General features: G+C 54.3%; 21 protein-coding genes and 1 pseudogene. 8 read left to right on the top strand and 14 right to left on the bottom strand.

Going from position 1 to position 24,451, the window contains the following annotated elements; all coding sequences use genetic code 11:
* The first annotated feature begins 301 nt into the window (after positions 1 to 301).
* Positions 302 to 1,870, top strand: coding sequence for a parallel beta-helix domain-containing protein (locus tag FE845_RS07750; protein ID WP_200363147.1), 1,569 nt, complete (start codon positions 302 to 304; stop codon positions 1,868 to 1,870).
* 101 nt (positions 1,871 to 1,971) lie between these two features.
* The gene (locus FE845_RS07745) at positions 1,972 to 3,264 is read left to right on the top strand and encodes an SO2930 family diheme c-type cytochrome (RefSeq protein ID WP_200363145.1); all 1,293 of its coding nucleotides are present in this window, start codon (positions 1,972 to 1,974) and stop codon (positions 3,262 to 3,264) included.
* A 2-nt stretch (positions 3,265 to 3,266) separates the two neighbouring features.
* Here the strand turns inward: FE845_RS07745 and FE845_RS07740 are convergent, their stop codons facing one another.
* The 7 genes from FE845_RS07740 to paaX all read right to left on the bottom strand — a co-directional run bounded on the left by FE845_RS07740 (position 3,267) and on the right by paaX (position 11,245).
* A complete protein-coding gene (locus FE845_RS07740) occupies positions 3,267 to 4,292 on the bottom strand; it encodes an AraC family transcriptional regulator (protein WP_227714184.1) in 1,026 nt (341 codons plus the stop codon).
* Between the two features lie 140 nt (positions 4,293 to 4,432).
* Positions 4,433 to 4,759: a GreA/GreB family elongation factor gene (locus FE845_RS07735; protein ID WP_200363142.1), complete on the bottom strand. Its 327-nt coding sequence runs from the start codon at positions 4,757 to 4,759 to the stop codon at positions 4,433 to 4,435.
* A gap of 202 nt (positions 4,760 to 4,961) precedes the next feature.
* Positions 4,962 to 7,160 carry a heavy metal translocating P-type ATPase gene (locus FE845_RS07730; RefSeq protein WP_200363140.1) on the bottom strand — a complete coding sequence of 733 codons (2,199 nt, stop codon included), beginning with the start codon at positions 7,158 to 7,160 and terminating at the stop codon, positions 4,962 to 4,964.
* 1 nt (position 7,161) lies between these two features.
* Positions 7,162 to 7,821: a c-type cytochrome gene (locus FE845_RS07725; RefSeq protein WP_200363138.1), complete on the bottom strand. Its 660-nt coding sequence runs from the start codon at positions 7,819 to 7,821 to the stop codon at positions 7,162 to 7,164.
* A complete protein-coding gene (locus tag FE845_RS07720) occupies positions 7,818 to 8,447 on the bottom strand; it encodes a cbb3-type cytochrome c oxidase subunit II (protein WP_200363136.1) in 630 nt (209 codons plus the stop codon). Before FE845_RS07720 ends, FE845_RS07725 begins: the two co-directional genes overlap by 4 nt.
* Positions 8,444 to 10,060 carry a cbb3-type cytochrome c oxidase subunit I gene (locus tag FE845_RS07715; RefSeq protein ID WP_200363133.1) on the bottom strand — a complete coding sequence of 539 codons (1,617 nt, stop codon included), beginning with the start codon at positions 10,058 to 10,060 and terminating at the stop codon, positions 8,444 to 8,446. The genes FE845_RS07720 and FE845_RS07715 overlap by 4 nt, the downstream gene beginning before the upstream one ends.
* Positions 10,061 to 10,273: 213 nt before the next feature.
* Positions 10,274 to 11,245, bottom strand: a complete 972-nt coding sequence (gene paaX, locus FE845_RS07710) for a phenylacetic acid degradation operon negative regulatory protein PaaX (protein WP_200363131.1) — start codon at positions 11,243 to 11,245, stop codon at positions 10,274 to 10,276.
* Positions 11,246 to 11,668: 423 nt separating this feature from the next.
* Between paaX and FE845_RS07705 the strand changes: the two genes are divergently transcribed.
* From FE845_RS07705 to FE845_RS18590, 6 genes and pseudogenes are all read left to right on the top strand, one after another.
* Positions 11,669 to 12,829, top strand: a complete 1,161-nt coding sequence (locus FE845_RS07705; protein WP_200363129.1) for an ABC transporter substrate-binding protein — start codon at positions 11,669 to 11,671, stop codon at positions 12,827 to 12,829.
* A gap of 75 nt (positions 12,830 to 12,904) precedes the next feature.
* Positions 12,905 to 13,780, top strand: a complete 876-nt coding sequence (locus tag FE845_RS07700) for a branched-chain amino acid ABC transporter permease (RefSeq protein ID WP_200363127.1) — start codon at positions 12,905 to 12,907, stop codon at positions 13,778 to 13,780.
* A complete protein-coding gene (locus FE845_RS07695; RefSeq protein ID WP_200363125.1) occupies positions 13,780 to 14,787 on the top strand; it encodes a branched-chain amino acid ABC transporter permease in 1,008 nt (335 codons plus the stop codon). Before FE845_RS07700 ends, FE845_RS07695 begins: the two co-directional genes overlap by 1 nt.
* Positions 14,784 to 15,542, top strand: a complete 759-nt coding sequence (locus FE845_RS07690; RefSeq protein WP_200363123.1) for an ABC transporter ATP-binding protein — start codon at positions 14,784 to 14,786, stop codon at positions 15,540 to 15,542. The genes FE845_RS07695 and FE845_RS07690 overlap by 4 nt, the downstream gene beginning before the upstream one ends.
* A gap of 21 nt (positions 15,543 to 15,563) precedes the next feature.
* A pseudogene (locus FE845_RS18595) lies at positions 15,564 to 16,013 on the top strand (hemerythrin domain-containing protein); the annotation flags it as partial.
* Positions 16,014 to 16,223: 210 nt separating this feature from the next.
* Complete coding sequence (locus tag FE845_RS18590; protein ID WP_227714222.1) at positions 16,224 to 16,928, top strand: ABC transporter ATP-binding protein; 705 nt, start codon at positions 16,224 to 16,226, stop codon at positions 16,926 to 16,928.
* Between the two features lie 110 nt (positions 16,929 to 17,038).
* Here the strand turns inward: FE845_RS18590 and paaZ are convergent, their stop codons facing one another.
* From paaZ to paaK, 7 genes are all read right to left on the bottom strand, one after another.
* Positions 17,039 to 19,087 carry a phenylacetic acid degradation bifunctional protein PaaZ gene (gene paaZ, locus FE845_RS07680; RefSeq protein ID WP_200363118.1) on the bottom strand — a complete coding sequence of 683 codons (2,049 nt, stop codon included), beginning with the start codon at positions 19,085 to 19,087 and terminating at the stop codon, positions 17,039 to 17,041.
* 20 nt (positions 19,088 to 19,107) lie between these two features.
* The gene (gene paaE / locus FE845_RS07675) at positions 19,108 to 20,184 is read right to left on the bottom strand and encodes a 1,2-phenylacetyl-CoA epoxidase subunit PaaE (protein WP_200363115.1); all 1,077 of its coding nucleotides are present in this window, start codon (positions 20,182 to 20,184) and stop codon (positions 19,108 to 19,110) included.
* 13 nt (positions 20,185 to 20,197) lie between these two features.
* The gene (paaD, locus tag FE845_RS07670; protein WP_200363113.1) at positions 20,198 to 20,755 is read right to left on the bottom strand and encodes a 1,2-phenylacetyl-CoA epoxidase subunit PaaD; all 558 of its coding nucleotides are present in this window, start codon (positions 20,753 to 20,755) and stop codon (positions 20,198 to 20,200) included.
* Between the two features lie 27 nt (positions 20,756 to 20,782).
* Positions 20,783 to 21,547 carry a 1,2-phenylacetyl-CoA epoxidase subunit PaaC gene (paaC, locus tag FE845_RS07665; RefSeq protein WP_200363110.1) on the bottom strand — a complete coding sequence of 255 codons (765 nt, stop codon included), beginning with the start codon at positions 21,545 to 21,547 and terminating at the stop codon, positions 20,783 to 20,785.
* Positions 21,548 to 21,557: 10 nt separating this feature from the next.
* Positions 21,558 to 21,839, bottom strand: coding sequence for a 1,2-phenylacetyl-CoA epoxidase subunit PaaB (paaB, locus tag FE845_RS07660; protein WP_200363108.1), 282 nt, complete (start codon positions 21,837 to 21,839; stop codon positions 21,558 to 21,560).
* Between the two features lie 15 nt (positions 21,840 to 21,854).
* Positions 21,855 to 22,850 (bottom strand): 1,2-phenylacetyl-CoA epoxidase subunit PaaA, encoded by a 996-nt coding sequence (gene paaA, locus FE845_RS07655; RefSeq protein ID WP_200363106.1) that lies wholly within the window; start codon positions 22,848 to 22,850, stop codon positions 21,855 to 21,857.
* 274 nt (positions 22,851 to 23,124) lie between these two features.
* Complete coding sequence (paaK, locus tag FE845_RS07650; protein WP_200363104.1) at positions 23,125 to 24,432, bottom strand: phenylacetate--CoA ligase PaaK; 1,308 nt, start codon at positions 24,430 to 24,432, stop codon at positions 23,125 to 23,127.
* Positions 24,433 to 24,451 lie beyond the last annotated feature (19 nt).

Genomic DNA, 24,451 nt, shown 5'->3' with positions numbered 1-24,451 from the left:
CTCACTTCGCTAACGCTTCAGGGCATTACTTTTGCCGAGTTTCGATAACGCAAACCTACCCGCGACAACCTAAACAAAAACTTCAAAATCCATCATTTAAAGAATTCGTCAGTGAAAAAAAGTTGCCGTGAAAGCCTTGCAGCACAGCGCATTGAAGAAATTGCACAGAGGCTTGGGGTTTCTGATTGCTGTTTGTTCTCGCTTTGCTTATTGCTCATGAATAATGTTGGTGTGGCGCGTTGTTCATTTTTATCAAGAATGCGCATGAGTAAAACTAACAATAAGCAAGAAGGGGACTCCTATGCGTCATAGAACGAAGCTCTCGAAAATTTTCACGATCTCAGCATTAGCCAGCGGATTGCTGTTGGCAGGTTGTGGGGATGACGGCAAAGACGGTAAAGACGGCAAAGATGCCCAAAGCGTTGTTGGAACAACCACCTCCGGATTTGTAATTCCTGAAGGTGCCATCTTCGTAGCCCCGGATGCTGCAGACGGCGAAAACATCACCGAAGCGCTTTCATTAGCCCTGTTTGAGGCCCCGGAAGATGCGTTGGTAGTGCTGCCGAAAGGCCGATTTGTTGTGACTGAAAGCATTGTTGTGAACAGTGCAAGAGGGCTTACGGTTGCTGGCCATGGTATGAATGAGACGATTCTCGATTTCAGCACATCCAATGGCGACGACGCGTTTCGTTTTCAGGGTGGCAACGGCATTACCGTTCGCGATTTGGCTGTTTACGAGGCGCCTAAAAACGGCATCAAAACGACCAACGTAAACGGTATTCACATCACTAACACCGCGACCGTTTGGGAAGGCGAGCTGGAATCAGATAACGGCGCCTATGGTTTGTACCCGCTTAAAAGCCAGAACGTGCTGATGGAGAACAACTACGCCTATGGCTCGGCGGATGCGGGTATCTACGTTGGCCAGTCAGAGAACATTGTTGTGCGGAACAACACCGCGAAAAATAACGTTGCTGGTATTGAAATCGAAAACTCCAGCATGGCCGATGTTTACAACAATATTGCAGTTGGAAACTCTGGCGGTATTTTGTCGTTCGATCTGCCGGGGCTGGACAAGGCCTATGGCAGCAATGTGCGGATCTTCAATAACCAGATATACGCAAACAACGCCGATAACGTAGGTGCGGGTGTGGTTGGAGCTGTGCCGCCGGGTACAGGGGTGATTATCCTTGCCTCCAGTGATGTGGAAGTTTACAACAACCAGATTACGGACAACGACACCACCGCAGTTGCTATCACCAGCTACTTCTTAATTGAGGATGATGTGGCGAGCTACCCGACGAGCTTCGGCGCAACCATAGCTGATGGTTGGAGCCCGATACTGAAGAACGTCTATCTACACGACAACACGATCGCCCGTAATGGCGGAGCCCCACGTGGCGACCTGCTAGCACCCATTATTGGTGGCTACACGTCTGCTCAGAACAGCACAGGCATGGCACAGACCTTCCCGGCTATTCTCTATGATGGCATTGGCGAGCTGCTGTCAAACACCACGGATCTTGCCGGGTTCAATATGATTGTGGGGGCAGATGCCGCTGCCGACGGCGTGAACTACGATCCGTATGGTCCTGAAGACCGGATTTGTGCGAACCGCAATATCAACGGCAATCCGGCGCCTGAGTATGAGGACGTTAACACTGGTCTGGTTTACCCGACCAGCCCTGCGGACGTGACACAGGTTGATGCTGAGGGTAATCCGCTGCCTCACTTGTTGATTGATCAGATGGTCAACAATACCTACCTCAACTGCACCCAGCCGCGCTTGCCGCCTGCGGTGGTGAACTTCAGAAATAATATCTACGGTTGTACTGGGGATGATTTGGCGGAAGCGGCCTGCGCACTTTAATCTGGTCCTTTGAGCATTAATCTACCTTGTAAGAGAGTCAATACGGCGTATCACCGGGGAGCTTTGCCCCGGTCATACGCCGCGGCACGAGAGCATTACCTATGAGAAGTAACAATAAAACGACAATAGCGATGATGGCAGCCTCTTTGTTTTTGGCAGCGTGTGGCGGCAGCAGCAGTGACAGTGGTGGCGGAGCACCCGATGGTGGCACACCCCCGCCAGCCAGCAGCGCACTGAATGCCGGAGCGGGCGCGCCGACGGGGGCAGAGGGAAGCTGCGATGCGAACACTTCCGGAGTTAACTGGAACGCGTTGATGAGTGAGGCGTGTCCCAAGCTGTCGGACTACAACCTGTTTACCAATGCCAGTGACCCCACCGCTGCACCAACTCGGGGCGGCGTTCCTTATGACTTGTCTACGGCTTTGTTCTCTGACTACGCCAGCAAGTATCGTTTCATATTTGTGCCTGAGGGCAAGACGGTTAGCTACAACGCTTCGGAAGTGCTCGATTTCCCGGTGGGAACGGTCATCACCAAAACCTTTGCGCTACCTGAAAACACCGCCTTCCGTGATGGCGATGAACAAGTTATTGAAACTCGGTTGCTGATCCATCGCACCAGCGGTTGGGTTGCGCTGCCTTATTACTGGTCCTCAGAATCCGACGCCACTCTGGCCATCGCCGGTAAGCGCCTGAATGGCCTCAAAACCATTAATAATCAGGGGCAAGAGATTACTTTTGATTACTCGGTGCCAAATGCTGCGGATTGCAGCTCGTGTCACTCTATTGTGCCCAATCTGGCAGGTTCGGGTGACGACCGCGGACAGATTTTCCTGCCTATTGGCCCGAAAGCACGCTATCTGAACAAAGACTTTACCTATGCAGATGGAACCGTATACAACCAGCTGCAATATTTGGCGGAAGGTGAGCTGTTAACGGGCTTGCCGTTTGATTTGCAGAGTGTGGAGAAAGCGCCAGTGTTCAATGATCAGGTGCCCGTTGCTTCGCTCAGTGGCGATGCATTAAACAGCGCTGCGCGTGCCTACCTCGACATTAACTGCGCCCACTGCCACCGGGCAGACCTAACATTGCCAGCCGATTACGCTGGGCCTGCTGGTAGCAGTGGTGTGCAACTGGAGTACAACCGAGTTTATGCAGACTCTCCTAGCAAGTTTGGCGTTTGCAAAGAGCCGGTCGCTGGAGGCAAGGTGGGGTACCCATACGATGTCATTCCGGGCAGCCCAGATAATTCTTATTTGCTGTTCCGTATGTCGACTGACGATAACCGCCATAAAATGCCAGAACTTGCGCGCAACACCGTGCATCAAGAAGGCGTAGCGCTTGTAAGTAGCTGGATTAACCAACTGCCTTCGGCAAGTTGTTCTCCCGCTCCTTAATGCTATGACACCGTGTTATTCCGACGAAATTCGGTAGGCGTAGACTGCTTGATTTCTCGGAATGCACGGTTGAATGAGCTGAGAGTTCTGTATCCGACATCCAGCGCAATGTTGAGTACCGGCGTCTCCGGGTCCGAGATCAAGCGTTTTGAAGCCTCCGCAATTCGAAGTTGGTTGATGTAATCGTTGAAGTTGCGATAACCCAATTGCTTATTAATGAGTGCCCGGGTGCGGTACTCCGGGAGCTCCAGCCGTTCGGCCAGCATTTTTAGGGTCAGATGCTCTGTTCGGTAATAGCCTTGCTGCATCAGGCTGGAAAGGCGCTCTGCGTGTTCGAGTTGGACATCTGTTTGAGGAGGGCTGTCATCGACCGGATCACAATGCTCGGGCTCAGCGGGCGGCGTGGGCCCATGGCGCAATGACAGTTCGTTGAACCTGCCTTGCAACAGGAACGTAGCTATTGCAACACCGGCAATGGAGACCACCAGCGCCCGGTTTATCGCGTAAGCCGTACCCAAGTTGAATGCCAGCGCAACCAAGAGCACGGCGGTACCTGCGATAAATAAAACAAGGGCTCTAAGCTTTCGGCGTGGCTCTACAAGGTCGGCAGGCCAGTCTGCGAGTACAACCCAGAAACCGTTGGCGATGATAAAAAATTCAAATAACTCGCCCAGTTCCCAGCCGAAAAACAGCAGCATGCCTTCGGCGCTTTGGTGGCTGGTGAAGAGTCTTGCTGTCCAGGGCGCAACAACGCTGTAAAGCGCCATCGCGCCCCAGCCTGACCGTAGATTGATACGCTGGCGGAATGTGGCCTGACAAAGCAGCCAGAATAAAGCCGGAACCATCACTTCCAGATTCAGGGTGAGCCATTGCCAACTAGGGGGGGTGAGCGGGTGGAGCAAGAACCCGGCGCTGGCAATGAGAAAAACCGCAAACACCCGCGCAGCGGATGAATGGTGTAATTCGTGGGTTGTGGTAATCAGTAGAATGACCAGACAAGCCAGACCAAAACCGGTCAAGATCAACATGCTTGGAGTACTCGGCGCTGTTATTGTTGTTTGCACTAAACGGATGCAAACATGTCACTCGGGCGCGCCAGTGTCAATTGCGGGTGGTAAGGGAGTCCCTTAATGCTATGCCCGAGTGACCGAGTTTCAGCTCGATCGAGTCAGCTTGATACTTTTAGCACTACAGCATGGCCTTCCTCGTTGGACAACCCTAACTTAACCACGCTGCCCGGCTTGGTGCCCAGTAGTGCAAGGCCGAAGGGGGAGCCTATGCATACGTCATCTTTGTCGCCGTCATGGCCGGTGCTGGAATCCGTTAAGCGGAAGGTGAGCACGGAAGAGTCCAAGCAGTTAATCAGCGTAACTGTGCTGCCAATCAAAGCCGTATTTTTAGGCGATGTGACAGGGTTGCGGTAAATCCTTCCCAGCTTTGCGTTAAGTGTTTTGATATCACGTGAACCCAGGTTAAAACCTACATTCATCATCATGCCAGTATCTCTACCTACTAAAAAATTCTGTTGTTACGGGTGCCACAAACGTTTTGTCGATTGTGTTCTACAAAAACATAGGAACGCACGCGAGCACCGAATGGCGGGGCTCGCCGACTAATGGAAGGTAATCGAAAGTGGGATTAAAGAAACCATGGAAAGCTCCTTCATTGAGGTTGACGGCACCATAGCAGCTTTGGAATTAAAGGCAAGGATGTGTCTGCTTTTGCATGCGCAGGCTGTTGAGCAGAACACAGAGGCTGCTGAGCGACATGGCAATGGCGGCAATCACCGGCTGAATCCAGCCCGTAACCGCCAACGGTATCACCAGAGCGTTGTAGCCCACTGCCCAGAAGAGATTCTGGTACATAAGCTTGCGTGCCCGTTTTGCCAACTGCAGGGTCGCGGGCACCTTGCCGATGCTTTCTGTGAGGTAAATAGCTGCTGCGGCACCCGTGGCGGAAGCGGCGTTACCTACGGCGACACCCAACCTTGCACCGGCCAGAGCCAAGCCATCGTTGAGGCCGTCACCCACAAATACGGTGGGAGTCTGTTTTTCCAGATTGTCGATAAAGCTGTGTTTCTGCTCGGGTGAGTACTCTGAGAGCACGTGCTCGGGGGCAATGCCAAGGCGCTTGGCCAGATCGAGACAAGCCCTGCGGGTATCGCCACTGAGCAAATAGATGGCATAGCCCTGACGCACAAGCTGGCGAATCGTTGCTATCGACTCCGGCCTAAGGGTTTCCTGAAAGCCAATTTTGCCTGCATAAAGCCCATTACAGGCCAGATGAACGCTCATTCCGGTATCTTCGCTGGGAGGTACCTCGACACCCTGTTCCCTTAGCCAACTCGCGCGACCTGCCAGAGTGACATTTGCATCGCTTACCCAGCGAGTACCCGCACCGGCAATGCTTTCTCGTGTACCCTCGGGGGCTGCTGCAAGTGACGAGGGCATGTCCGCCATTAGACCTCGGGCAACCGGGTGCGTGGAGTCCCTGAGTGTGTCCTGAGCCAGCTGCAATAGCTGTCTTTGGGCCCATTGGCCGACCGGTGTGATGCTGTCTACGCTGGGCTCGCCCGTGGTTAATGTGCCGGTTTTGTCGAATACAATCGCACCTACGTAGGCGGCAGCCTCAAGAGCCGCCGGATCCTGCAATACAATGCCGTGTTTGATCATATTGGCGTGGCCCATGGTGATCACCAGAGGTATGGCCAAGCTGAGGGCGCAGGGGCAACTGATGATCATAACCGCCAGCCCACGGGCCGCTGCCTCTGGCACCGGAACGCCTTGAGCAAGGGCAAGCCCCACGGCCAGCGTGGCTGCAACCAGAATAGCCGGGAGCAGAATGCGGGCAATACGATCGGTGAGTCGCTGTAAGGTGGTTTTGCGGCTGAGCAAAGCGCTGATGGAGCGGGATAATCGGTCGATACGGCGCTCGCCAGTGCTGGCGGTTACCGCCAGTTCAAGCTCACCTTCAAGCAACTGGCAGCCTGCTAGCAATTCGGCGCCCGGGCTAAGTGGCTGAGGCATGTGCTCGCCCGTCAGCATGGCGAGATCGGCTTGACCTTGCCCTTGTACAACCTGACCATCCAGCGCCAATTGTTCACCGGCCCGGAGAACAATACGTTCGCCGATTTTAATATCTTCGGCTGGCCGGGTTTCCAATTTTCCTGTCGCGGTTTTTAGGGTGACCTGCTCAGGTACATGCTGAAGATAGCGGCGAATGATCTCGGAAGCGCGCCGACGCACGCTGGTATCCAGTAATCTCGCGATCAGTTGAAAAGTGATCAGCATAACCGCGGCGTCGAAGTACACGTGGTAGCTGCCTGCGGCGAGTTGCCAAGCGGAGATGATGCAGGCCGCGAATACCGCCAGAAAGATCAGGCTATCGAGGCCCGGCGCACCTGCAATAAGGGTTCGCCAGCCCACCCGGTAGAAGTGGGAGCCGGAATAGAGCACAACGGGCGCAGCAAACAGGCCGCTGGCCAGCGCAAGTGGCCATAAAACTTCCGGCTCTACTGCACCCAGTGGTGCCAGATAAATCAGCAGGGCTGGCATCATGCTCCACATGCCGAAAACCACCGCAACGGCGAGGCGCCTTTGTAGATGCTTGCGTACCGACTCTGCTTGCAGCTTGCTGCGGTCTGGGTCCACCGAGCTGTGCAAACGGTAGCCTAGGCGGGCAACAGCTTGCTGGAGTTTGGCCAAGGGTGGCTTCTCTTCATCCCAGCAAACCATAGCAACATCTGCCGCGAAGTTAACAGCGGCATCACTAACGCCCGGCTGTTTCTTCAACAAGGCTTCAACAGCGATAGCACAGCTGCCACAGCGCATCCCCTCAACCATCAGGATGGTCTGGTTTTGCTCTTTTTGTGCTGTGCTACCGTTGCTGTCGACCATCTCAGGGCTCCCCGAAAACCTCCTTCAGTTCCTCGGCAGACCAATCCCCGCGCTCGCCGAAGCGTTCCACATGTTCAGTGACTGCAGCCGGGTCTATCTCGTTGGCGCTATTGCCCCACTCGCTGCGGGCATAGCTCAGAACAGCAGCCAGTTCTGCATTGGAGAGTGTGCCGCCAAATTTAGGCATAACGCCTTGAAAACTGTTGCCCGCAACCTCAATGGCACCTTGCAGGCCATCGTGTACGATCGCCACCGGAATCGCGGCATCTGCTAGCAGCCATTCGCTTTCGGCCAGTGGGGGGAAGGCACCCGGAACACCTTGCCCATTAGCTTGATGGCAGGCACTGCATTGAGCGCTGTAAATGGCCTTGCCGTTTGGCTTTGCAGCGGCTGTTTTGTTGCCAGAACCTGAGCTTCCTGACGCTTCAGCGTCGCTGTTGTCTGCAGAATTGTCGGCAGGTTTTGATTCCTGCTGAACCATTTCCACAGCCGAGCGGCTGTCACCACCCAGCATCGGCTTGCCAATCTGCCAGGCGTAGTAGCCCACACCCCACACAATCAGTATGGCGATCCACGCCAATACAATTTTTGGCGTGGCGCGTGTGCCTTCTTCCGGTTCTGGCGCTTCGCGGTATTGAGCGCGATGATCATGCTGGTTCATGGCGCGCGGTTCTCCTTGGGCTCATCGGATTTGGGCGGCCGTTTCGGTAAGGTCGGCGCCGGGTAGGTGTGATCAAGGGCGAGCATGTATTCCGCCAGCGCCAGTGCATCCTCTGTGGCAACGATTGTGCCGGACTCGGGGCCGTAGGGTGGCGGTATATTCACCACCTTGTCGCCTTCGACCGGCTCATCCACATGGCGGAACAGGAACGGGTAAGACGGCATGATGCTGCCTTTGATGATTGCCCTGGGGTTGTACAGGTGCATCAACTGCCAGTCGATGCTGGGCTGGCGGGCGCCAATGTTGAACAGGTCCGGGCCGGTCCGCATGGTGCCCAGCAAGTGAGGCTCATCGTACGCGTAGTCTCCGGGCACCGATGGGCGGCCCCAACCTCGCGCTTTATCGCCAGGCGCAAAACTTGGATCGCGCGGTTGCTGGCTATGGCAGTAAACACAGCCATTGGCGATATAGACTTGCCGGCCCCGCTGTTGCTGCTCGGTGTATGGTTTGAGGTCTGGCGGCACCTGTTCAGCAGACATTTGCAGGTAAGGCATAACCACCAATGTAAGCGTGGCCAGCAACAGAATAAGTGCTGCACCGACCATGATTGCGAGAGCACGTTTCATTGAGCGTTCTCCTTGACGGCTGGGCGGAAGAGTGTCGGCTGCTCAGTGGCCGCGCCTTGGCGCATTAGCATGGCGATGAAATGGAACGCGAACACCAGATGCCCCAATGTCATCAGAGCGCCACCCAGAGTACGGGCCTGAAGAGCGGGCAGTGTCATTTTTACAATGTCCATGAAAGGCATTGCCGCATCGAGCAATGCAACGCCTTGTTTCCAGCCAGCCACGGTCAGCGATACCACGTAAATCAGAATGCCGATGCTGACAAGCCAGAAATGCAGGCTAATCAGTTTGCGCCATGGCCATTCCCAGTTTGTAAGGCGGGGCATGATGAAATACACGGCGCCAAACAGAATAAAACTCAGGAAGGCGTACATACCAAGGTGCGCATGGGCCACGGTGTAGTGTGTAAAGTGGGTAATCACGTTTATGCTGCGCAGTGCCTCCATAGAACCCTGAAGCGATGCCACCGTGTACATGAGTGCGCCGATCCATACAAAACGCAGAGTTGGCGAGTCTTTGAGGCGCCCGAAGTTGCCCATCATGGTGCCGTGGTGGTTGATGGCAACGGTAATCACCGGAATCGACATCATCACACTGTGGACAATCGAAAGCGTGACCAGCCACGTGGGAATGGGGCCGCCAATCAGGTGGTGAATGCCCACCTGGCTATAAAACAGCGCCAGCGACCAGAAGCCGATCAGCGATAATTGATACGAAATGATTGGCTTGCCGAGAATCTTCGGAATCATGTAGTAGGCAATGCCAATGCCGATGGGTGTTACCCAAAGCCCGAGCACGTTATGGGCAAACCACCAGTTAACCGTGGCGCCAGACGCCCCGGGAAAGGCAAAGGGAAGGTTGGCAATAAGAAACAGAATGGGGAACCACACCAGCGCCGCCATCAGGTACCAGCTGGTCACGTAAAGGTGTTCAACGTTGCGGTTGGCGGCGGTTAGCAACAAGGGAGCGGCGCACATTGCCCCGCCCACTACAAACAGAAGATCGATCTGCCAGGGAAACTCCAGCCATTCCTCGCCATCGGACAGGCCCAGCGTGATGGCACTCAAGCCCAGAACCAAACCGATATTCCAGATAAAACCGCCGATAACGGCATACTTGCCGCCCACCAGCGAGGTTTTAAACAGCCGTGGAATCAAAAACAGCGCTACACCAATGCCCGCCATGGACGCCCAGCCATAGGTAACTGCATTAAGGTGAACGGGGCGAATTCTGCCAAAGGTAAGAAACTCACTGGCCGTCAAAAATTCCGGTAGGTGCATCTTTATGGAAGAGGCTAGGCCGAAAAACGAGCCCAGAAGCAGCCAGAAAACCGATGAACTTAGCCAAGTAAGCACCGCTGTTCTGGAGGATTGATCGGCAGTCCAGCGGGCCTCAATGGCTTCGGCCTGCTCAATGGTGTTACCGGTGAAAGGTTCGTCGGCGGGCCGCGCAGGGTCTTCACTGTGACCTTCTTCGCCCGGGGAGAAGATGGTGCGGGCCGCAGCCTGACCGTGGCTGAACTGATTGTTGGCAATAGACCAAATCAGTAGCAGCAAACCAACCGTGGATAGCACGAAGGTAATGATCAGGAGAATGGCGATGGTAGGCGTCATAGTCTTTCCTGTTGATTCATTACAAATACATCTTAATTAGTCCCGACATTCCTTTTCAATAGAATGCAGGCTTTAAAAACAGTATTTGTATTCGCTTAGAAGATATCGAAGAGTTGCAATACAGTAACGCGGCTGGCCCCATTGGACGATGGTTGCAGTTGTTCTAAGTCAAGTCGAGGCCGTTCGAGGGGCTGAGTGGGCAAGGCGAAAGGGTCAAGCTGACTCTTTCGCTTCCGCTATTTTGGTGTCGGTGGGGTTGTCATCTGTTAGGCCGCCGAACCGCCGATAGAATCCGGCGGCAGGGCCGGGTAGTGGGCCGGAGGCGTTTTCAAGAGCACTAGCCAAATATGCATCAGAACGGCTGTAAATGGCGCGGTATAGGTTGCGGCACAGCTGCTTGGCACTACGCCCTTCCCAGTCTCCCGGTAAGAGCTCATCCGGTAGTAGAGGGTCTCTGAGCAACACTTTGCGGTATTCATGAATCAGCAGAATGCGCGCGGTGACACAGTTCTCAGGGCTCAGGTTGTCGTTGGTGCTCAGCTCGCGCCAGAGCGGTCGGAATTTTTCAAGAAACCGCTTATAACGAAAACCCAGTTCGTCGAGGTTCCAGCTTTCTTTTACCTGCCTACGCAGGGCCTTTGGGCTGCGCTGCTCCAATGGCTGAGTCTGCATAACAATGGTGTCTTCCAGAGCGCCCCATTCCTGCAACAGCGGCACCAGTTCATGGCGCGTGAAGCGCGGATGTTCCATAACGCCCGAAGCCATATTGCCAAAGCTTAGCCACTTCAGTTCCTCCCGCACTTTGGCGCGGGTTTCCGGCTCCAGTTGGTTGAGAAAAACCAGGCACCAACTGCCGTTCCAGTCGTCTGTGCCAAGGGTGTAAACGTGTTCGAAGGCCTGCTGGAATCGCCGAAGGCCAGCCCCGGTAACGCTGTAATAGCTGCAGCGCCCCACTTTTTCGGTTTGTAGCCAACCTTCCTGAACCAACCGGTAAACGGATGTGCGCACCAGCCGCTCACTCACGCCCATTGGGGTGAGCAGTTTCATCAGGCTGCCCAGCCACACATTACCGCCGCGGGGATGAATGATATCGCCGTAGATTGTGATGATCAGTGAGCCTGCCCTTAAAGGGCGTTTTTTCTGAAAATCGTGAATTAGGCTTTCAAGCTGTTGTTTTGCTGACATAGTCTCTTATCTCTTCAAAACTTACGGCCCGGCGATAATGGCAGGCTTGGCGATGGTCCGGCGCCATTATCCTGTTTACAGCCACCGCGTAAAGCCGCTTACCTTCCCTGCCGTGTGCGATGACCAACTCTTCATACATTGGTCTATACCCGCCCCGTTTGGCCTGCTATCTAGTTGACAGGGGTGTAGTGATACAATATTTTCCATTGATATTCGTCAACGGTATCGTATTATTGGAATGGCGAATAGAAGATTATTGTGATGATAGACCAATGTCTGTCGCGCTGCGCTGAATTCAGACTATTGTGAAAGGGTACGTGATACAAAAACGTACCCATTCTGCATGAAATACCGTTCTGTTTTCGGAAACTCTAGGGCATATAAAACCAAAACGCCCTGATAACATTCGGGAGAACAACAACAATGTTCAAGAAAATAACGCGTCGAGCAAGTAAGGTTGCCGCTATTGCAGCAGCCGGTCTATTAGCGATGAACGTTCAGGCTGCGGATCCCATCCGCATAGGCTCTTTTCTGTCTGTAACCGGCCCTGCGTCCTTTCTGGGTGATCCGGAGTTGAAAACTCTGGAAATGTACGTTGAAAAAATCAACAAAGAAGGCGGTGTTCTAGGTCGCCAACTGGAACTTATCCATTACGACGACGCAGGCAACGCGTCAAAAGCCCGTAACTTCGCAAGCCGTCTGATCCGTTCAGACCGGGTTGATATTATCGTTGGCGGCAGCACCACGGGGGCCACCATGGCGGCTGTGCCCATGGTCGAACAGGCTGGTGTTCCTTTCATATCTCTAGCGGGCGCGGTTGTTATCACCAACCCTGTTAAAAAGTGGGTTTTCAAAACTCCGCAAACCGACCGCATGGCGGCAGAGCGCGTGCTGATGGATATGAGAGAGCGTGGCCTAACGAAAGTTGGGCTAATCTCTGGTACAGGTGGTTTTGGCAGTTCCGGGCGTGAGCAAACGCTTGCTGCAGCCAAGGCGATGGGCGGTATTGAAATTGTTGCGGATGAAACTTATGGCGGTTCCGACACCGACATGACCGCTCAGCTTACTAATATCCGCGGCACCGACGGCGTTCAGACTGTTCTGAACTTCGGCTTCGGGCAAGGCCCAGCAATCGTTACACGTAACTACGCCCAGTTGGGTATCGAGCTACCTTTCTACCAGTCCCACGGTGTTGCTTCCGACGGTTTCCTGGAGTTGGCTGGCAACAGCGCCGAAGGTTTGAGATTGCCCGCGTCGCCTTTGCTAGTGCCAGAATCCCTGCCGGAGTCTGATCCGCAAAAGCCGGTAGTTGAAGCCTACAAGAGTGAGTACGAAGCCCATTGGAGCACCAAAGTGTCTACCTTTGGTGCTTACGCTTACGATGGCTTGATGCTGGCGGTTGAAGCCATCGAGAAGGCCGGCTCTACCGATAAGGCAGCCGTGCGTGATGCGCTTGAAAACATCAAGGGCCACGTGGGTGTAACCGGTACGTTCAACATGACACCTGACGACCACAACGGTTTGCAGGCGAATTCCTTCCGCATCCTTGAAGTTCGGGATGGTGGTTGGAAGTTGATTGACTAAGCATTTCCTTATCCGTACCACAGGCTGCCAGCTATTCCCCTGAAGCTGGCAGCCGCTGCGCGAGCGGACCCGATTATGTTCTCTGAATTCCTGCAGTACCTGTTTACGGGTATCACCATTGGTGCTACCTACGCCCTTATTGCTTTGGGCTTTACCCTGATATACAACGCCAGCCACGTTATTAACTTCGCTCAAGGCGAGTTTTTGATGATCGGCGGAATGGCGACCGTTTCCCTGACCGCCATGGGCGTACCCATGCTCCTTGCAATCGTGCTGGCCGTAGTGCTTGCGGGCGTGTTGGGTGTTGCGCTGCAGCGTCTGGCTATTGCACCCGCAAAAAATGCGGATGTGGTTACGCTGATTATCATCACCATTGGTGCGTCTATCTTTATTCGTGGCCTTGCCCAGTTGGTATGGGGTAAGGAATACCACGTTATGCCCAACTTCAGCGGCGATGAGCCGATTCAGATTTTTGGCGCTGTACTGAATAGCCAGAGCCTTTGGGTTCTGGGTGTTGGCTCCGTTCTTGTGGCGGTACTGGTGTATTTCTTTACCCGCACACTGACTGGCAAGGCCATTCTGGCGACATCAATGAACAAAGACGCCGCACGCCTGGTGGGTATTCGTACTCAGGTTGTGTTGATGCTGGCGTTCATGGTGTCTGCGCTGCTGGGCTCCGTGGCCGGCATTGTTGTGGCGCCGATCACCTTTACCTCCTATGACATCGGCATCATTCTAGGGCTGAAAGGCTTTGTGGCGGCAGCCATCGGTGGGCTCGGCAGCGGCATGGGTGCTGTTGTAGGTGGCTTGGCGTTGGGTGTGGTGGAGGCCATGGCCGCGGGCTATTTGTCGTCTGATTACAAAGATGCCGTCGCCTTCTCGATGATTCTTTTGGTGTTGTTCTTCATGCCCCGGGGCCTGTTTGGCGCCAAAGTTGTGGAGCGGGTGTGATGATGGCTCAATTCTCGCAGTTCCGTCTCAAGGGTCTGGTATTTCTGGCCCTCGTGGTATTTGCGTTACCACTGTTCATTTCCAACCCGTTCCACTACAGCCTTGCGACGCAGATTGCGTTGATTGCCGGGGCGGTGGTTGGCCTCAACCTGCTGGTTGGCTTTGCTGGCCAGATCAGTTTGGGCCATGCCGGGTTTTTCGGCATAGGCGCTTACTTCAGTGGCATCATGACCAGCAATTACGGTTGGTCTGCCATTCCCGCTTTAATTGTGGGCGCCGTTGGAGTGGCCATTATTGCGTGGGTTGTCGGTCGCCCCATTCTGCGGCTTAAAGGCCATTATCTCTCTATGGCGACCCTTGCAGTTGGCTTCATTATTGCGATTATCCTGAACAACGAACGGGAAATAACCGGCGGGCCGGATGGCATGCCAGTGCCCTCCTTTGATGTATTCGGTTGGGAACTCAGTGTTTTTGGGCAGTATTCGTTGTTCGGTATGGAGATCAGTGGGGATCTGGCCTGGTACCTGTTTGCCGGTGTGGTATTGCTGGTTGCGGTTTGGTTGGCACAGAACCTTATTGATTCACCCATAGGCCGCGCCTTGCGCTCTGTGCATGGTTCGGAAGTTGCCGCCAGTGTGGTCGGTGTAAACACCGCCAAGTATAAGAGTCTGGTGTTCGTGATCTCTGCGGTCTACGCAAGTGTGATGGGTGCACTTTACGGACATTTTCAGGGTTTTATTACGCCGTCGGTGGCCAGTTTCGACTTCTCTATTCTGTTGATCACCATGGTGGTTTTGGGCGGCATGGGCTCAACCATTGGTGTGATTATCGGTGCTGTGGTGCTGGAACTGCTGCCGCAACTGCTGGCCGATTTTCAGGAGATGGAAATGGTGTTGTTTGGTCTGATATTGATGTTGACCATGATCTTTATGCCCAAGGGATTGCTGCCGACTGCTGCAAATTTCTTGGCAAAACGCCGCTCAAAGGCTGCCGGAGGTGACGCATGACGGCTCTGGTGGAAGTCAATAATCTGTCCAAGGCGTTTGGCGGTGTACACGCTGTTGAAGGTGTTAGTTTTTCAGTGGAGGCTGGGCAGGTGTATTCGGTGATCGGCCCCAACGGCGCCGGTAAAACCACACTGTTTAACCTGATTACAGGCTTGTACACGCCCACCAGTGGTGAGGTGAAGCTCAATGGAGAAAGCATTGCCAAGCTGCAGCCCAACCAGTTGGCTGAGCGTGGTATGTGCCGAACTTTCCAGCAGATGCAGATTTGCATGAATATGACGGCCATTGAAAACGTAATGCTGGGCCGACATCTGACATTAAAAAGCAATTTGTTGACCACGCTATTCCGCTTGCCTGCGCTCACCCGTGGCGAGAAGGCCGCGCGCAAGACCTCCGCAGAACTGATGGAGTTTGTGGGTTGTGGTGAATACCTCGATACCGAGGCTTCTGCCATGTCTTACGGGGCGCTGAAGCGTCTTGAGATTGCCCGGGCGCTGGCGGCCGAGCCCAAGGTTGTGTTGCTGGATGAGCCAGCGGCAGGCCTGAACGCTGTGGAGACCGCCGCGCTGGAAGATCTTATCCGCAAGATAGCAGAGCAGGGTATTACCGTAATGCTGGTAGAGCACGACATGAAGCTGGTGATGGGAATTTCCGACCGTTTGCTGGTGCTTAACTATGGGCGCGTACTGGCCGAAGGCACACCGGAACAGATCCGCACGAATCCGGATGTGATTGCAGCCTACCTGGGCGGTTAAACGGAGCGAGGAATAATTACAATGACACAGACACCGACCAACGTCGCGCCTGAAGACAGCTACAGCCTGCAAGCCATAAGCACGATTGTTCAGGAACATCAGGCCCTATGGCGCATACTGGATTTGCTGGATCAGCTTCAGCACGACATGAATATCAATGAACAGAAACCCGATGAAACGCTGTTCAGCACCATCTTCGATTACATCCAGCACTTTGCACGGCGAGTACACAGTTCTCCCGAAGAAATTGTGCTGTATCGTGTTCTGGGTGAAAAGTCGCCGGACACCAAGCCGTTGTTGGATAAGCTGGCACACGGGTATGTAATTGGTGATCAAAAAATCAATGAGCTGCGCCATCTACTGATGGTGTGCATGGAGAAGTGGCCGGATGGCCGCGAAGACTTCAGCCACGCGCTGGCACGGTTTACCGAGGCCTTGCGCAAGCACATCAAGAAAGAAGAAGGCGTGGTTATTCCTCGGGCGCGCAAGCTCCTGAGTGAAGATGATTGGCGCCTAATTACGGAATCCCGGGATCAGTCCAACGATCCGTTGTTTGGCGAAAGGGTGCGGGACGAATTCCGCGAATTGCGTCATCGGATTGTGAGTTACACGCCGGAACGCCTCGGTGGGCTAGGGCTACACCATGCCCCGCGCAGAACCGCTCAGCGCGCGACGGAGGAAATGCTTTCTATCAAAGGCCTGAAGACCTCTTATGGCCAGATAGAAGCTCTTCACGGCATTGATATCCGCATAAACAGCGGTGAGATTGTGTCTCTGGTAGGCGCCAACGGCGCGGGCAAGTCGACGTTGCTGATGACCATCTCCGGACTGCAGCCGACAGACAGCGGCAGCATTAATTTTGAAGGCAAAGACCTGCTGAAAATGAGCACGGACCAACGGGTTGCCAATGGCATTGTACAGGTGCCCGAAGGTCGTCAGGTGTTCAAGGATCTGAGCGTTGAAGACAACTTATTGTTAGGCGCCTACACCCGTGGGCGCAGCCCGGAAGTAGAAGACGATATTGAACGCATGTATGAGAAGTTCCCCATACTGCGCCAGAAACGTCGTAACCTGGCGGGTGAGCTATCCGGCGGACAGCAACAGATGCTGGCAATGGGCCGCGCGCTCATGGCTAAGCCCAGGCTCTTGCTATTGGACGAGCCCAGTATGGGGCTGGCGCCGCTGATTATTGAAGAAATATTCAATATTGTTAAAGAGCTTAAAAACGAAGGCATTACCATTTTCCTGGTAGAGCAGAACGCCTCTCAGGCGCTCGCACTTGCCGACCGGGGTTACGTGCTGGAAACCGGCCGTGTGGTTATTGAAGGCACTGGCCGCGAGTTGCTGAGTAACGAAAAAGTACGCGAGGCGTATTTGGGTATGTGATGGGACACTAGGCACAAAAAACCGCCAGAGCATTTAGCTGCTGGCGGTTTTTTTATGGCCGGAGGAATCACTCCGGCTTTTTGGCACCTTTTTGTTAGAGACTAGCCTTTTTAAAGACCACCCTTTTTCGCGACCAGTGTCAGTATGTCGTAGCTGGCAACCAGCTCGTCATTCTGATTGGTTACCTGAACATCCCAAACAACCACGCCTTGCGGGTGGCCATCGGGTGAGGTTCGGCCCTGATCGATCTTACGCTTGCACGTCAGGCGGGCGCGAATGGTATCGCCCGGTGCGACCGGCTCGATAAAGCGTAGGGTATCCAGACCGTAGTTCGCCAGTACCGGCCCTTCGGCCGGGTGAACGAACATGCCAGCTGCGGCAGACAACACAAAGTAGCCATGGGCAATACGCTTGCCGAATTGGCTGTTTTTGGCGGCTATCTCATCAAAGTGCATGTAGAAGTGGTCGCCAGACAGGCAGCCGAAGTTCACCAGATCTGCTTCCGTAACCGTGCGGCGATGGGTCAGCAGCGACTGGTTAATCTGCAGGTCTTCAAAGTGGTAGCGGAACGGGTGTATGTCGTTCTCGATCACCTTGGCGCCACGGATGTACTCGCCGGTAACGGCGGCCAACATGGTAGGCGAACCCTGAATGGCGGTGCGTTGCAGGTAGTGATATACAGCGCGGATACCACCTAGTTCTTCACCACCACCGGCGCGTCCCGGGCCACCGTGTTTTAGCATGGGTAGGGGGGAGCCGTGGCCCGTGGACTCCTTCGCTGCTTCTGCATCCAGCAAGTGTAGGCGGCCATGATAGGCAGCCAGCGCCGGTGCTAGCTTGGCAATCGTAGCCGCATCGCGAGTGGTAACCGTGGTGACCAGTGAGCCGCGGCCCTTGGCAACCAGATCAACGACATCGTCTAGCGAGTTGTAGGGAATAACCGTGGCAACCGGGCCGAACGCCTCTATGTCGTGAGCGCCACAGCCGTTCTCCGGATTGCGGCACAGCAGCAGGTGCGGCTCGATGAAAGCGCCTTTTTCCGTGCCTTCGCCTGTGGGCTTGAAGCTGCCGTCGCCACCGACAACCAGCTCACTGGTTTTCAGCAATTCCTGAATGTTGGCTTTTACATCTTCCAGCTGATCAATAGAGGCCAGAGCACCCATGCGCACGCCTTCCACCGAGGGGTCGCCCACCGTGATTTTCGACAGGCGCTCTTTAAGCTTGTCGCACACAGCCTGTACGTGTTCCTGAGGCACCATTACACGGCGGATGGCGGTGCATTTCTGGCCAGCCTTAGCCACCATTTCACGACCGATTTCCCGTACGAATAGATCAAACTCTTCGTGTTCGGGTGTCACATCCGGAGCCAGAACGGCGCTGTTAAGCGAATCGGCCTCGGCATTGAACGGAATGGAACGGTTGATGATGTTTGGATGGTTGCGCAGCATGCGGGCGGTTTTCGCCGAACCGGTAAAGGTAACCACATCCTGCTCTTCGAGATGCTCGAACAGATCACCCGTGCTGCCGATGATCAACTGCAGGCTGCCTTCAGGCAGGGCGCCGGATTCGTGCATCAGGCGCACCGCTAGCTCGGTGACATAACAGGTGGATGTTGCTGGCTTCACAATGGAAGGCATGCCCGCCAAAAAGGTAGGTGCAAACTTTTCCAGCATGCCCCAAACAGGGAAGTTGTAAGCATCGATATGAATGGCTACACCACCACGGGGCACCAAAATGTGTGTGCCCGCGAAGTGGTTGTTCTTGCCGAGCTGGGTAACCGGGCCTTCGTGAACCACATTACCTGAGGGCAGCTCGCGCCGCCCCATGCTGGCGTAGGAAAACAAGGTACCGAACCCGCCATCGATATCGATGCCGTTATCGGATTTGCTGGAGCCGGTGTGCAAGGATAGAGCATAGAGTTCCTTTTTATGCTCCTGCAAGTACAGGGCCATGGCTTTGAGAGCCAGTGCGCGTTCCTGAAAGTCCATAGCCATCAGGTTTCTGCCGCCAACCTTGCGTCCGTATTCAACAGCGTTTTTAAAATCGAGTGTATCGCCGTGGGTATGGGCAACAATCTCGCCGTTAATGGCGCTGGGCAGCGCTTTTGCTTGCTGCCCACCAATCCATTCACCGGCAATAAAACTCTTAAGAACTGACATTAACATTAACTCCAGAATTACTAAGCGTCGTAGTCGAGAGTGACCTTGTCACTTACGGGGTAGCACTGACAGGACAGCACATAGCCTGCGGCTACTTCGTAGTCTTCTAGGGCAAAGTTCTGGTCCATTTCCACTTCGCCTTCTACTACCTTCGCGCGGCAGGTTGAGCACACACCAGCCTGACACGAGTAGGGCAGGTCGGCGCCTTCGTCGATGCCAGCCTGAAGAACACTCTTGGTGTCGCGCACCAGATCAAAGGTGAGAGAGCGACCGTCTGCTTTAACGGTGACAACGCTAACGGCGTCCGGATTGATGTTGGTGTCTGCGCGGTCTTTGCGTGCCTGAGGCACACCACCGGCCGGGGTAAAGAGTTCGTAGTGAACTTTCGACTTGTCCAGACCATGACGCTCAAGGGATTCCCGTACTACTTCTGTCAACATCTGGGGACCGCAAAGGAATGCGCCGGTTAGGTTTTTAGCGTCAATCCAGTGGTCGAATAACTGATCACACTTGTCGCCATCAATGCGCCCGTTGTACAGGTCTATGTCCTGCTCTTCCCGGGTGAAGATGTACACCAAGTTAAAGCGGGTCATGTATTCGTTTTTCAGATCTTGCAGCTGGTCGCGGAACATAGTGCTGCTGGTACCTTTGTTGCCGTAGAACAAAGTGAACTGGCTCTTGGGCTCGGTTTCCAGCGTCGTTTTTATAATGGACAGAATCGGGGTGATACCACTGCCAGCCGCAACTGCCAGGTAGTTGCCTTCCCGCTCGGGATCCAGATCGATACCAAAAGTACCTTGGGGCGGCATGACTTCCAGAGTAGATCCGGGCTTCAATTGTTCATTGGCCAGACTGGAGAATACGCCACCGGGCACACGCTTGATGGCGATGCGCAGTTCCGCATCGTTCACGCTGGAGCAAATGGAGTAGGTGCGGCGAACTTCTGCGCCATCTACTTTGGTGCGCACCACAAGGTGTTGGCCCTGCTTGTACTTGAATTTTTCTGCCAGATCTTCCGGCAGATCAAAGCACAGGGATACGGCGTTTCTTGTTTCCGGCCTGACCTCTTTGAGGGCCAGTGAGTAGAATTTATTCATGATCGTATCGGCTCTATATGCATTTGAAGTAGTCGAAGGGTTCGCGGCAATCAAGGCAACGGTATAGCGCCTTGCAGGCTGTGGAGCCGAATTCGCTAAGGCGTTCAGTGTGTTCGCTGCCACATAGAGGGCAGGCAATCACATCGTCGGCGCCCAGCAGGCTCATTTTGCTGGCACTGCCCTGAGGCGGCGCTATGCCAAATGCCCGGAGTTTCTCCCGGCCTTCTTCGGTTATCCAGTCTGTGGTCCAAGCGGGTGTCAGCACGCGGTTGATCTGTGGGTCGCGAATGCCAGCAGCGCGCATGGCCTCGGCAATCAGCTCTTCGATCAGCTCTGTTGCCGGGCAACCAGAGTAGGTTGGCGTAACATCTACAGTCAGATGCGTGCCATCCCAGCTCAGGTCACGAACAATGCCCAGCTCTACCACGCTTACCGCGGGCACCTCCGGATCCAGAACGTTATCCAGCAATGCCCAGATTGCGTCTTCTGTCAGCAGTTCCGGGCGGGCGTTGGCCGGCACCCGGTCGCTAGCAATCAGTACGTCTACAGACGACGGTTCATGTTCGTTCACCGGAGATGCTCCCCTTAACAGACAGGCTTACCAGGTAGTTGCGTCTGGGTAGGCGCGAGGCAGGAACTGCATCACAGCCAGAATGTGCCCCAGATGCTCGGTGTGCTCACCAGTCTTTCCGCCCATGTACATCCAGGCATCTTCCTCACCGACAGCTAGAGTGGCTTGTGCTGCAACTTCACGCACCATGCCAAACCAATCTTGCTTCAGCTGCTGAGGGTCCGGGCCTATACCCGCCTCGAACATGGCATGGTCGATGTCATCCGGGGTTATCAGCTCGCCTGTGAAGCGCCACAGAAGGTTGAACGCATCCTGAATACGGCGGTGGCTTTCTTCCGTACCGTCGCCCATACGCTTTACCCACTCAGAAGAGCGACGCAGGTGGTAGGTTGCTTCTTTGACAGCTTTGGCCGCAATGTTGGCAATGCGCTCGTCTTTTGCATTCACCAAGGCTTTCAGCGTGAAGTAGTGCCATACGTCGAAGAAAAACTGACGTGCCATGGTGACCGCGTAATCGTCATTTGGCTGCTCAACCATCAGCAGGTTGCGGTAGTCGTGGGCATCCCGCAAAAACACCAGCTTGTCGGCATCGCGGCCGTCGTCAATTAATTCGGCGGCGTACTCGTACCAGTTGCGCGCTTGGCCGATCAAGTCGAGAGCTACATTTGACGATGCCAACTCTTCTTCCAGAGCCGGCGCCTTGCCGACCAGCTCGCTCAGGCGCTGTGCCAAAATCATTCCGGAATCTGCCATTCGCAGCAGGTATTCCTGTAAAGCTTCTTGCTGTGTCATGGGTTGCTCCTCACATGTGTCCGACTTCGTCAGGCAGCTTATAGAACGAAGCGTGCCGATAAACCTTGTCTTCAGAAGGATCGAACAACGCTTCCTTCTCGTCGGAAGCGGAGGCCGTAATGGTGGCTGAGGGCACAACCCAAATGCTGACCCCTTCGCTACGACGGGTGTAGAGCTCGCGGGCATTTTCCATGGCCATTTCGTTATCTGCAGCGTGCACGCTACCCACATGCTTGTGGTTTAGGCCGTGCTTGCTACGTACGAATACTTCGTAAAGGACCCATTCAGACATTGTTGTTACTCCTGTTTACGCGGCTTTAGCTGCGCGTTGTTTTTGTTTTGCGGCGTAGGCAACGGCAGCTTCCCGTACCCAGGCACCCTCATCGATAGCTTTGCGGCGTGTGGAAATCCGCTCGTGGTTGCAAGGGCCGTTGCCCTTCAGCACATCGTAAAACTCTTTCCAGTTGATCTCGCCGAAATCGTAGTGACCACGCTCTTCGTTCCACTTCAGGTCCGGATCCGGTACGGTGCAACCGAGGAACTCGAGCTGTGGAATGGTTTGGTCAATGAACATCTGGCGCAGTTCGTCGTTACTCTTGCGCTTGATCTTCCAGACCATGGACTGCTGGGAATTCGGAGACTCGTCATCGTGCGGACCAAACATCATCAGCGCTGGCCACCAGAGACGGTTGATGGCGTCTTGCACCATATCCTTTTGCTCTTGGGTGCCTTCGCGCATCATGTCGAGCAAAATCTGATAGCCCTGACGCTGGTGAAAGCTCTCTTCCTTACAGATGCGTACCATGGCACGGGAGTAAGGGCCGTAAGATGTACGCTGCAATACCACCTGATTCACAATGGCGGCGCCATCAACCAGCCAACCAACAGCCCCCATGTCGGCCCAGTTTAGGGTTGGGTAGTTGAAGATACTGGAGTACTTGGCTCTGCCGTCGTGCAGCTTTTGCACTTCTTCATCGCGGTCCGCACCCAAAGTTTCCATAGCGCTGTACAGGTAAAGGCCGTGGCCAGCTTCGTCCTGAATTTTGGCCATCAACTGTAGCTTGCGCTTAAGAGTTGGGGCGCGCGTTACCCAGTTGCCTTCCGGCAGCATGCCGACAATCTCTGAGTGCGCATGCTGGGAAATCTGGCGCACCAGAGTTTTGCGGTAGGCGTCAGGCATCCAGTTCTTTGGTTCGATCTTGGTTTCGGCATCAATTTTTTCCTGAAAGTCCCTTTCTTCGGGAGACATCTCTTCCAGGGTCTTGAGGCGCTTGGTGCCGGTATCAACCATTTGTGCGTACATAGTTCTCTCTCCGAATATCACTTATATGGCCTGCTGGTATTGACCAGCAGTGCTTGCGACAGAACGCAGGCATTGATTTCATACTATATGATACTGAATAAATATCAAGGCAGATCATTTTGTATCATGTTGGTCGTATTAGACTTTGGTGGACAATATAACCTTATGAAAATAATGCCTTTTGTTTTATCTATTAATGATTGCTTTCGCTTTCTTGTTTCGCTAAGTAAAAAACAATAACCGGGGTTGAGCGCGTCAGCCCCGGCTGAAGTGATCAGTCCTTGCGGCGGTCAAACACATGATTCGCCTTGCCTTCCGAGCGGCTCAGGGTACCTGCGTCGAACACCTCAACTTTGGTGCTTATGCCAATGTAAGATTTGATGTGATGGCTAAGTTCTTTGGCTGCGTTTTCTTTGATGTTTTCGCCTTCTGCACCTGCTTTCAGCTCAACCCGCACATCCACGCAGTCCAGATTGCCCTTTTTGTAGACCACAATTTCGTAGTGGGGCGCCAGAGCGCGGCATTTCAGCACTTGCTCTTCAATCTGTGTGGGGAACACGTTAACGCCGCGGATGATCAACATGTCGTCGCTGCGACCGGTAATTTTGTCGATCCGGCGCATCGGGCGGGCTGTGCCGGGCAGCAGTCGCGTGAGATCGCGGGTGCGGTAACGCAATACCGGCATAGCAACTTTGGTAAGGGAGGTGAATACCAACTCTCCGTACTCACCGTCTGGTAATACTTCGCCGGTCTCGGGGTTGATGATTTCGGGGTAAAAATGGTCTTCCCAGATGGTTGGGCCGTCTTTGGTTTCCAAGCATTCCATACCAACGCCGGGGCCCATCACTTCAGAAAGCCCGTAGATATCCAGCGCCTGAATGCCCAAACGGTCTTCCAGCTCTGTGCGCATTTCGTTGGTCCACGGCTCGGCGCCAAAAATCCCCAGACGTAGCGGAAGTTTTCTCGGGTCGATACATTGCCTGTCCAGTTCGTCTGCAATGTTGAGCATGTAGGACGGTGTAACCATGATGATGTCTGGTTCAAAATCCTGGATCAGCTGAACCTGCTTCTCGGTTTGCCCTCCCGACATGGGAATAACGGTACAGCCCAGACGTTCAGCACCATAATGGGCTCCCAGACCCCCGGTAAACAGGCCGTAGCCGTAGGCCACGTGGATTTTGTCTCCGGCGCTGCCGCCACCGGCGCGAATGGAGCGGGCAACGATGTCGGCCCAGGTTTCTATGTCACTCTGAGTGTAGCCAACAACGGTAGGCTTGCCGGTGGTGCCACTGGAAGCATGCACCCGAACGACTTTCTTCATGGGCACTGCAAACATATTGAACGGGTAGTTATCCCGGAGGTCGTTTTTACCGGTAAATGGAATCTTGGCAATATCTTCCAGAGTGTTTATGTCCATTGGCTTGAGGCCGATGGCGTCAAAAGCCTTCCGGTAGTGGGGCACATTTGTATAGGCGTGCCAAACACTCCAGCGCAGACGCTGAAGTTGCTCGTGGCGGAGCTCATCCACACTGGCGGTTTCCATTCGGTCCAGCTTGCCGAGTTTTTGCATGGGTAGATTCATTGTTGTTACCTGTCTTGTT

The sequence above is a fragment of the Marinobacter sp. 1-4A genome, assembly GCF_016597725.1.
Classification (GTDB): Bacteria; Pseudomonadota; Gammaproteobacteria; order Pseudomonadales; family Oleiphilaceae; genus Marinobacter.
The sequence above is the reverse complement of the archived record's forward strand: the minus strand, read 5'-3'. Positions and strand labels throughout refer to the sequence as shown.